8 protein-coding genes and 3 pseudogenes are annotated in these 9,483 nt (G+C 65.4%); 3 read left to right on the top strand and 8 right to left on the bottom strand.

All coding sequences use genetic code 11. The annotated features are described in order from the left end of the window. Positions 1–105, top strand: a pseudogene (locus tag ACIQ3B_RS17205) (IS5/IS1182 family transposase); the annotation flags it as partial. Positions 106–214: 109 nt separating this feature from the next. On the opposite strand, the pseudogene ACIQ3B_RS17200 reads toward ACIQ3B_RS17205, so the two are convergent. The 8 genes and pseudogenes from ACIQ3B_RS17200 to ACIQ3B_RS17165 form a co-directional block, all read right to left on the bottom strand. Further along, positions 215–1,147 (bottom strand): annotated as a pseudogene (locus ACIQ3B_RS17200) (IS3 family transposase); the annotation flags it as partial. A 125-nt stretch (positions 1,148–1,272) separates the two neighbouring features. Beyond that, positions 1,273–1,512: pseudogene (locus ACIQ3B_RS17195) on the bottom strand (IS3 family transposase); the annotation flags it as partial. Between the two features lie 101 nt (positions 1,513–1,613). Next, positions 1,614–1,781: a hypothetical protein gene (locus ACIQ3B_RS17190; RefSeq protein ID WP_397404753.1), complete on the bottom strand. Its 168-nt coding sequence runs from the start codon at positions 1,779–1,781 to the stop codon at positions 1,614–1,616. Between the two features lie 45 nt (positions 1,782–1,826). After that, positions 1,827–4,142 carry an ATP-dependent Clp protease ATP-binding subunit ClpA gene (clpA, locus tag ACIQ3B_RS17185; RefSeq protein ID WP_397404750.1) on the bottom strand — a complete coding sequence of 772 codons (2,316 nt, stop codon included), beginning with the start codon at positions 4,140–4,142 and terminating at the stop codon, positions 1,827–1,829. Between the two features lie 6 nt (positions 4,143–4,148). After that, positions 4,149–4,478, bottom strand: a complete 330-nt coding sequence (gene clpS / locus ACIQ3B_RS17180) for an ATP-dependent Clp protease adapter ClpS (protein WP_397404748.1) — start codon at positions 4,476–4,478, stop codon at positions 4,149–4,151. Positions 4,479–4,611: 133 nt separating this feature from the next. After that, positions 4,612–5,883 carry a DNA polymerase IV gene (locus ACIQ3B_RS17175; RefSeq protein ID WP_397404746.1) on the bottom strand — a complete coding sequence of 424 codons (1,272 nt, stop codon included), beginning with the start codon at positions 5,881–5,883 and terminating at the stop codon, positions 4,612–4,614. Then, positions 5,880–6,755, bottom strand: coding sequence for an ROK family protein (locus ACIQ3B_RS17170; protein ID WP_397404744.1), 876 nt, complete (start codon positions 6,753–6,755; stop codon positions 5,880–5,882). Before ACIQ3B_RS17170 ends, ACIQ3B_RS17175 begins: the two co-directional genes overlap by 4 nt. An 11-nt stretch (positions 6,756–6,766) precedes the next feature. Further along, entirely contained in the window at positions 6,767–7,423 is a 657-nt protein-coding gene (locus ACIQ3B_RS17165) for a hypothetical protein (protein WP_397404742.1), read from the bottom strand. Positions 7,424–7,534: 111 nt separating this feature from the next. On the opposite strand from ACIQ3B_RS17165, the gene ACIQ3B_RS17160 reads away from it, so the two are divergent. Beyond that, the gene (locus tag ACIQ3B_RS17160) at positions 7,535–7,900 is read left to right on the top strand and encodes a response regulator (RefSeq protein WP_397404740.1); all 366 of its coding nucleotides are present in this window, start codon (positions 7,535–7,537) and stop codon (positions 7,898–7,900) included. A 4-nt stretch (positions 7,901–7,904) separates the two neighbouring features. Continuing rightward, complete coding sequence (locus tag ACIQ3B_RS17155) at positions 7,905–9,269, top strand: PleD family two-component system response regulator (protein WP_397404738.1); 1,365 nt, start codon at positions 7,905–7,907, stop codon at positions 9,267–9,269. Positions 9,270–9,483 lie beyond the last annotated feature (214 nt).

The following is a 9,483-nucleotide window of genomic DNA, read 5'->3' as shown; positions in this document are numbered from 1 at the left end:
GGACGCCTCAAGGACTGGCGGCGCATCCACACCCGATACGACCGATGCGCACACACCTTCATGTCCGCCATCGCTCTCGCTGCCACCGTCATCTTCTGGCTATGATCAATGAGTCCTGAGCCTAGCTTATGACCGCATTCGGCGATCTCCGCAGGCAAGAAAGGCCCTACGCTTCATAGACATCAATGATCTTCCCCCGGAAAAGTGGACGGGGTTAAGCCGCTCTGCGTTCCATCTCTTCCGGGCTGAGATAGCCCAAGGCTGAGTGCAGACGGCGGGGATTATAGAAGCCTTCGATGTATTGGAACAGATCGCGCCGGGCCTGGTCGCGGGTAGCGTAGACCCGGTGGTGGACGCGCTCGGTTTTGAGCGTGTGGAAGAAGCTCTCCATGGGGGCGTTGTCCCAGCAGTTTCCCTTGCGGCTCATGGAGGGGGAAATCCCCGATCCGGCAAGGATTTGGCGATAGGCCTCGGCGGCGTACTGGATGCCGCGGTCGGAGTGATGGATCAGCCCCGGTGGTGGCCGTTGGCGTTGGATGGCCATGGTCAGCGCGTCGATGGCGATCTCGGCGTGCAGGGTCTGGCGCATGGACCAGCCGACAATCTTGCGGGTGTGCATGTCGAGGATGGCGGCCAGGTACAGCCAGCCTTCGCCGGTAGGGATGTAAGTGAGGTCAGCGAGCCAGACCTGGTTTGGACGTGCTGCGTTGAAGTTCCGGGCGAGCCTGTTGGGCGCGATCGGATAGCCATGGCGGCTGTCGGTGGTCCTGGCCCGGCGCGGCAGCGCCGCCAGACCCCGGATGCCGGCATGGCGCATCAGCCGCTCGACCCTTGAGCGTCCGACGCGGCGGCCCGCGCAGCACGGCATGCACCCTGGGCGAGCCGTAGGTCCCGCTGCTCTCGGCGTGGATCCGGGCGATATCGCCCAGCAGTGCCCGGTTAGCCGCCGCACGCGCGCTCTCGGGCCGGGCGAGCGAGGCGTAGTACCCGCTGGTGGACAGGCCCAGGACCTTGCACATCACGCTCACCGGCCAGACCGCACGATGCTCATCGACGAACCCGAACTTCACCGGGCGGCCGCTGCGAAGATGAGCGCGGCTTTTTTTAGGATGTCGCGCTCCATCCGCAGCCGCTCGTTCTCACGCCGTCGTACTGGATGCCGCGATCAGAGTGATGGACAAGCCCGCCGGGAAACACCTGACGCTTGGCCAGCGCCATCTCCAGAGCCTCCAGCGCCAGCTCGGCCCGCAGATGATCAGCCATCGCCCAGCCCACCACCTTGCGGTTGACGCACCAGCCCTCACGCCGCAGCAACTCGGTGATCCGTCGGTAGCCATAGAACCGATGGCCCAGCGCCAGCTGCTGGATCCGGTCCCGGAGCGCCGTCTCCTCAACACCGGGCGATGTGCTCGCCCAGTCGCGGTAGTAGGAGGCCCGGCTCACACCGGCCAACGCACACACCCTGTCCACCAGCCGCGCTGTGGCTGGCCCATCGCCTTGCGGGCGCGTCATCGCCTGGATGTCCGCGAAGACCCCGTCGCGCCAGGCCCGCTCCTCGATCGGGGTGACGCCTCGATACGCCGCAAGGCAGCTTTGAAAAAATCCAGGTCCAGCTATTGCTGGCCAACCTTTCTCTGCAGTTGATCGATCTGCCAACGCGCCTCGGCCAGGTCGTCGGCCTTGCCCGCCACGCCCCGCGCCAGCCGCATCACCGCCGCCTCCGCCTTCGTCGGTCGACCCTTCAATCGAAGCGCCGCCTCACCACCCCAGTCCAGGACCAATCAACAATTGCGCAACGGTCCCACAAGGGGCGAAGGGTGCGTCGGTCAGTCCGCCAGTTCGGGTTCGGCGGGGCTTTCGATGACCGGGGCGCCTTTTTCACGCTCGTCGCCCTCGACGTCGAAGGCGAGTTTGCCGTCGCGGAGCACCACCTTGACGTGGCCGCCCTTGACCAGGCGTCCGAAGAGAATCTCGTCGGCCAGGGGCTTCTTGATGTGCTCCTGGATGACGCGGGCCAGCGGGCGGGCGCCGTAGAGTTCGTCGAAGCCGTTCTTGGCCAGCCAGTCGGCGGCGTCTTCCGAGGTCTCGATGGTGACGTGGCGGTCGGCCAGCTGGGCTTCCAGCTGCATGACGAACTTGTGGACCACCTGGCGGATGATTTCCGGTGTCAGCGGCTTGAAGGGCACCACGGCGTCGAGGCGGTTGCGGAATTCCGGCGTGAAGACGCGCTTGAGGGCTTCCTCGACCTCGCCTTCCTGCTTGCCGCGGCCGAAGCCGATGGCGTTGCGCTGGGCGTCGGAGGCGCCGGCGTTGGTGGTCATGATCAGGACCACATTGCGGAAGTCGATCTTCTTGCCGTTGCTATCGGTCAGCTGGCCGTGATCCATGACCTGAAGGAGGATGTTGTAGACATCCGGGTGGGCCTTTTCGATTTCGTCCAGCAGGACCACGGAGTGCGGGTGCTGGTCGACGGCGTCGGTGAGCAGGCCGCCCTGGTCGAAGCCCACATAGCCGGGAGGCGCCCCGATCAGGCGGCTGACGGTGTGGCGTTCCATATATTCGCTCATGTCGAAGCGCAGGAGCTCGATGCCCAGGGTGGAGGCCAGCTGGCGAGCGGTTTCGGTCTTGCCGGTGCCGGTGGGCCCGGAGAACAGGTAGCTTCCGATGGGCTTGTTGGCGTCGCGCAGACCGGCGCGGGCCATCTTCATGGCCGAAGACAGCTGGTCGATGGCGTCTTCCTGGCCGTAGACGGCGCGCTTCAGATCGGCTTCCAGCTGCTTGAGGGACTCGGTGTCGGACTTGGACACCGACTTTGGCGGGATCCGGGCGATCTTGGCGACGACCGCCTCGACCTCCTTCAGGCCGATGATCTTCTTGCGCTTGCCTTCCGGCACCAGCATCTGCGAGGCGCCGGCCTCATCGATGATGTCGATGGCCTTGTCGGGCAGCTTGCGATCGTTGATGTACTTGGCCGACAGCTCCACCGCCGCCTTGATGGCGTCGTTGGTGTAGCGGAGCTTGTGGAACTCCTCGTAGTAGATCTTCAGGCCCTTGAGGATCTTGATGGTGTCCTCGATGGTGGGCTCGTTCACGTCGATCTTCTGGAAGCGGCGCACCAGGGCGCGGTCCTTCTCGAAGTGCTGGCGGAACTCCTTGTAGGTGGTCGAGCCCATGCAGCGCAGCGACCCGGAGGCCAGCGCCGGCTTCAGCAGGTTTGACGCATCCATGGCCCCGCCCGAGGTGGCGCCGGCGCCGATGACGGTGTGGATCTCGTCGATGAACAGCACCGCGTCGGGGTGGTTCTCGAGTTCCTTGACGACCTGCTTGATGCGCTCCTCGAAGTCGCCGCGGTAGCGGGTGCCGGCCAGCAGCGCGCCCATGTCGAGCGAGAAGATGGTGGCGCCGGCCAGGACTTCCGGCACCTGCTTGTTGATGATCTTGCGGGCCAGGCCTTCAGCGATGGCGGTCTTGCCAACGCCGGGGTCACCCACCAGCAGCGGGTTGTTCTTGGTGCGGCGGCACAGGATCTGGATGCAGCGCTCGACCTCGGACATGCGCCCGATCAGCGGGTCGACCTTGCCCTGCTTGGCCTTCTCGTTGAGGTTGACGCAGTAGGCTTCCAGCGCCTCGCCAGCGGTCTTGGCGGCGGGCTTGGTGTCCTCTTCCTCGGCGCCCTTGACGGGCTTGGCCTCGCTGGCGCCGGCCTTCTTGGCGATGCCGTGGGCGATGTAGTTGACCGCGTCGTAACGGGTCATGTCCTGCTCCTGCAGGAAGTAGGCGGCGTGGCTCTCGCGTTCGGAGAAGATGGCGACCAGCACATTGGCGCCGGTGACTTCCTCACGGCCGGAAGACTGCACGTGGATGACCGCGCGCTGGATCACGCGCTGGAAGCCGGCGGTGGGCTTGGCGTCCTCGCCGTCGTCGACGATCAGGGACTTCAGCTCATTGTCCACATAGTTGGTGAGTGTGGTGCGGAGCGCCGGAAGCTCGACCTCACAGGCGCGCATCACCCCGGTGGCGTCCTCGTCGTCGATCAGACTGAGGAGCAGGTGCTCCAGCGTCGCGTACTCATGCTTTCGCTGGTTCGCGTAAGCCACCGCGCGGTGGAGGGATTCTTCGAGTTGGCGGGAAAATGAAGGCAAATGCCCCTAGTCCTTTTCCATTGTGCACTGAAGGGGGTGTTGATGACGGCGAGCCGCATCGACCACCTGCGCGACTTTCGTTTCGGCGACTTCGTAGGTGAATATTCCGCAGACCCCCACGCCGTGTTGATGGACATGGAGCATTATCCGAGTCGCATCTTCGCGCGACTTGTTGAAGAACTGCTCGAGCACGTACACGACGAACTCCATCGGCGTGTAATCGTCGTTCAGGATAAGAACCCGGTACATGGCCGGTTTCTGGACCTTGGGCTTGGTCTGGGTGATCACCGTCGAGCGAACGCCGGTGTCCGTATCACCTTCCTTCCGCTCGCTCATGTGAACTGTCTCCTGCCCCGAGAGGTACGCCCCGGAGTTCGATTAGATATGGAAGATCGCGACTTTTGGAAGGGTTGAATCGTCTTTGTGACGTTTCTGGCGCCATTCGCCTGAATTTGAGCATGGGGTATGGTCAGCCCTTGTCGCGCGAAGCCCTGGTCCGGAGGTTCCGGGCGGAGGTGACGACGTCCGCGCCGAACCGCGCCCGCAGGACGTCGAGCGAGCGTTCGCTGGCGAGCGCCTTGCGCTCATCGCCAGCGAAGAAGTCGTCGGGCGCGGCCTCCTCATCCACCAGATCGGCGATCCCGATCCCGATCAGGCGCCAGGGCTTGCCGACGGCCTCGGCGGCCAGCAGCTCGCGGCCGACCTGGAACAGGGTGTGGGCCGTCTGGGTGGGGATGGCGAGCGTGCGGCGGCGGGTGACGATCCTGAAGTCCGTGCCGCGCAGCTTGAGGGTGACCACCCGCCCGGCCACAGACGCCGCCCGCGCCTGACGGGCCACCCGTTCGCAGAGGGGGGACAGCTGGTCCTCCAGGTCCTCGATGCGGCTGAGATCGGCATTGAAGGTGGTCTCGCCGCTGATCGCCTTGCGCGCCTCGTTCGGATTGACGGCGCGCGCATCGCGCCCATGGGCCAGATCAAAGAGCCGCAGACCCTGCGCGCCCCAGCGGTCGGCCAGCGCCTTGCGATCCGCCCGCGCCAGATCGCCGACGGTGCGGAAGCCGGCCTTCTCCAGGCTGGCCACCATCGCCGGGCCCACGCCGGGCAGGATCCGCACCGGCTTGCCGGCCAAAAAGGCTTTGGCCTCGGCGCCGAGCACGGAGAAGCCGCGTGGCTTGTCCAGTTCCGAGGCGATCTTGGCCAGAAACTTGTTGGGGGCGAGACCGATGGAGACGGTGATACCCACCTCGGCCTCGACCCGGGCCTGCAGCCGGGCCAGCGTGATCGCCGGCAGCGCGCCATGCAGGCGCGCGGTGCCCGAGAGATCCATCCAGGCCTCGTCCAGCGACAGGTTCTGGATCAGGGGTGTGAGTTCCGAGGCCATGCCGAGGATGCGTTTGCTTTCGGCGCGGTATTTCGTGAAGTCCGGCTTGATCACAACAGCTTCGGGGCAGGCCGCCAGTGCCTTGAACATGGGCATGGCCGAGCGAACGCCCTTGATGCGGGCGATGTAGCAGCAGGTTGTCACCACCCCGCGCTGGCCGCCGCCCACGATGACCGGCACGTCCCGAAGTTCGGGCCGGTCGCGCTTTTCCACCGAAGCGTAGAAGGCGTCGCAGTCCATGTGGGCGATGGTCAGGTCGCCCAGCTCCGGGTGGGCGACAATCCTGGGCGAGGCGCAGGTCGGGCAGCGCCGGACGGCGTCCTCGCCGGTCCAGAAGCAGTCGCGGCAGAAGGCCTTCATCCCCCGGGCTCCAGCGGCCAGAGCCAGGCCGCGCCGCGCACGCCGGATGAGTCGCCATGCAGGGCCTTCACCACCGGCGTTGTGAACACATCGGAGAAGACATGCGGGGCGATGGCGGCGGGCAGGCTGGTGTAGAGCTGATCGATATTGGACATCCCGCCGCCCAGCACAATCATATCGGGATCGAGGATATCCACGACGACCGCGAGGCTGCGGCCCAGGCGGTCGATGTAGCGCTCAATGGCGTCGTTGTTTCCGGCGGCGACGGCGGCCTCGGCGGATTGTCCCGCCTCGCGGGCGAAACCTGTGCCGCTGAGCCAGAGTTCCAGGCAGTTGCGCCGGCCGCACCAGCAGGACGGTCCTGGCAGCTCATCGGGCCGTGGCCAGGGCAGGGGAGTGTGACCCCACTCGCCGGCGATCAGATTGCGACCTGGAACCGGCTGAGCGCCAACGGCGATCCCGGCGCCGCAGCCTGTGCCGATGATGACACCGAAGACCACGCCCGCGCCCGCCGCTGCGCCGTCTGTCGCCTCGGACAGCGCCAGGCAGTTGGCGTCATTGGCGTAGCGGATCGGTCGCCCGAGGACCCTTTCGAGGTCTGCCGGGAACGGCTTTTCGTTCAGCACCGTCGAGTTGGAATTACGCATCAGGCCTGTTGTGGGCGAGGGTGATCCGGGTCCGCCGACGCCGATCCTCGCTACCGAGACGCCGGCCTGCCGCTCGGCCTCGGAGACGGCGGCGAGGGTGGCCTCAAGGCGTTCCTCATAGGGCGGGGGCGTCGGAACCCGTACGCGGGCCAGGAACCGCCCGTCGGCGTCCAGCGCCGCAGCCTCAATCTTGGTGCCCCCAAAGTCTACGCCGATCCGGATCATGGGGTGAGGCTCTACCGCCGCACCGCATGCTCGATGGCCGCGCCCAGCTCCTCCCAGTCGTCGATCCGCTGATGACGGTCCGAGGTTGGGGCAAACCCGCGCAGGCGCAGGTCAGCGACGTGCTGGAAAGTCGCCGTATCCGGCGCGTGGTCGGCCACCGAATCGAGGTTGCCCAGCAGATCGTCGACAAAGGCCGTGGGGTGCAGGGTCTGGGAGATCAGACCCGCGGCGATGGGGCCCTTGGGTCCGGAGTTGAGGATCAGCGGGTGTTTCAGGCCATGTTTGCGAAGCCAGTTCGTGCGCAGGCGTTCCGCAGGGGCGGGCGCGTTGGAGAGAATCAGCAGTTCGGCATGGGCTGACAGCCGGTTCAGCGCATCGATGGCGCCTGGCGCGGGTTCCATCTGGTCGCAATGGTCCGCGAAGAACGCGTCGAACAGCGCCTTGCCCTCGACGGCGTCGATGTGCTGGCGCTCCCCGGGCCGGTAGATGTTCTGGAACAGCGCGAACTTGTCGACCCGCATCACCAGCCCCCGGGTCGCCACGAAGTCGCCAAAACCCTGCATGAACAGGCCCAGCACCTCGTCCACGTCGATCAGCACGAGGGGCCGATCCGGCGACAGGCCCAGGGCGTCGAGGCTGGGTGCGATTGAAGGTGACGGATCGGTCAAGGGCGCTCCAGTGGCGGATTCACTATCTTTAAGGACATCCATGGGATGAACAGAGAACACGCGGGGACGGTCGAACATCGGCCGGTCCCTATGCATACTGTCGGGTCCCGAATGGCGAAGAAGGTCCTCATCGTCGAGGATAACGAGCTGAACATGAAGCTCTTTCATGATCTGCTCGAGGCCCAGGGCTATGAAACGCTTGAGACCCGCGAGGGACTCTCGGCGTTGTCGCTGGCCCGTGTGCACAAGCCCGACCTGATTCTGATGGATATCCAGCTGCCGGAAATCTCGGGACTTGAGGTCACCAAGTGGCTGAAAGAAGACGATGAACTGGCGCACATTCCGGTTGTCGCTGTGACTGCCTTCGCCATGAAGGGCGATGAGGAGCGGATCCGCGAGGGTGGTTGCGAGGCCTATATCTCCAAGCCGATCTCGGTGACCCACTTCCTCGAAACCATTCGCCGATTGCTGGACTGAGGCCATGTCCGCACGGATCCTTGTCGTCGACGACATCGACTCAAACGTCCGGTTGCTTGAGGCCAAGCTCAGTTCGGAATACTATGAGGTTCTGACCGCGTCGGACGGTCCCACCGCGCTGGCCATCGCCGCGTCCGAACTTCCGGACATCATCCTGCTGGATGTGATGATGCCCGGCATGGACGGCTTTGCGGTCTGTCGGCGGCTGAAGGAAGACCCCACTACACGCCATGTGCCTGTCGTTCTGGTGACGGCCCTGGATGGTCGCGCTGACCGGGTCGCGGGCCTTGAAGCGGGGGCTGACGATTTTCTGACCAAGCCCATCGACGATCTGATGCTGTTTGCCCGGGTGCGCAGCCTTACCCGGCTCAAGACCGTGATCGATGAACTGCGCGATCGTGAAGCCTCCGGACGCCGGATGGGCGTGATCGCGGGCGCCGCCTCGCGTCTCGGCGGCTCGGGCGGACGTATCCTGTTTGTCGACGACAATGAGCGTCAGGCCCAACGGGTCTGCAGTGAGCTGTCCGTCGAGCACCGCCCGGTGATCGAGACCGACCCGGCCAAGGCGCTGCTGACGGCGCGCGGGCCGGTGGATCTGGTGATCGTCAACGCCACCAGCCGGGCCTTTGATGGCCTGCGCTTCGCCGCCCAGATCCGCTCTGACGAGGCCACGCGGAACCTGCCGATCCTGGCCGTGGTCGATCTTCATGAGCGGGTTCGCGCGGTCAAGGCGCTGGAGATCGGCGTCAACGACATCCTGGCCCGCCCCATTGATCCGGGCGAGATGGCCGCCCGTGTCCGCACCCAGATCCGCCGCAAGCGCTACACCGAGTACCTGCGCGCCAATCTGGACCTTTCACTGGAACTGGCGGTCACCGATCAACTCACGGGCCTCCACAATCGTCGCTATATGGTGGGGCAACTCGAGGCCCTGATGCGGCGCGCGGCTGCTGGCGGCGAGCCTGTGTCTGTGCTGGTCATCGATATCGACCACTTCAAGCGCGTGAACGACAGCTTCGGCCATGATGTGGGCGACGAGGTGCTGCGCGAATTTGCGGTGCGCCTGGCGTCCAATGTCCGGGCGATCGACCTGCCGGTGCGACACGGCGGAGAGGAATTTGTCGTGGTGATGCCCGAGACCGACCTGGAGGCTGCGCGTCGGGTGGCCGAGCGCATCCGTCTGCATGTGGCCGGTTCACCCTTCCGCGTGATGGACGGGCAGGAGGCGCTGACCGTGACGATCTCCATCGGCGTGGCCACCAGCTCGGGCTCGGAGGATCAGTCCAACACCCTGCTGAAGCGCGCCGACGAGGCGGTCTACATCGCCAAGAGCCAGGGCCGGAACCGGGTGATCGCGCGGGCGGCCTGACTTTTGCCTCGTCCGAGGATGCCGGGCATCACCGTGTGAAGATAGCCGGCCTGGCTCTCATTCTCCTCCCCCGTCGGGGGAGGGGGACCAGACGAAGTCTGGTGGAGCAACCATGTTCAGGTGGTGGCATGTTTGACCCAGGGCTGGCTGCGGGAGAGGACGAGGTTAGCGGCCTCGATGAGCTTTCGCATGACGGCGACTATGGCGACCTTCG

This window comes from Phenylobacterium sp., from assembly GCF_044358365.1.
Lineage (GTDB): Bacteria > Pseudomonadota > Alphaproteobacteria > Caulobacterales > Caulobacteraceae > Phenylobacterium.
This window is presented reverse-complemented; position numbering and strand designations above follow the sequence as displayed.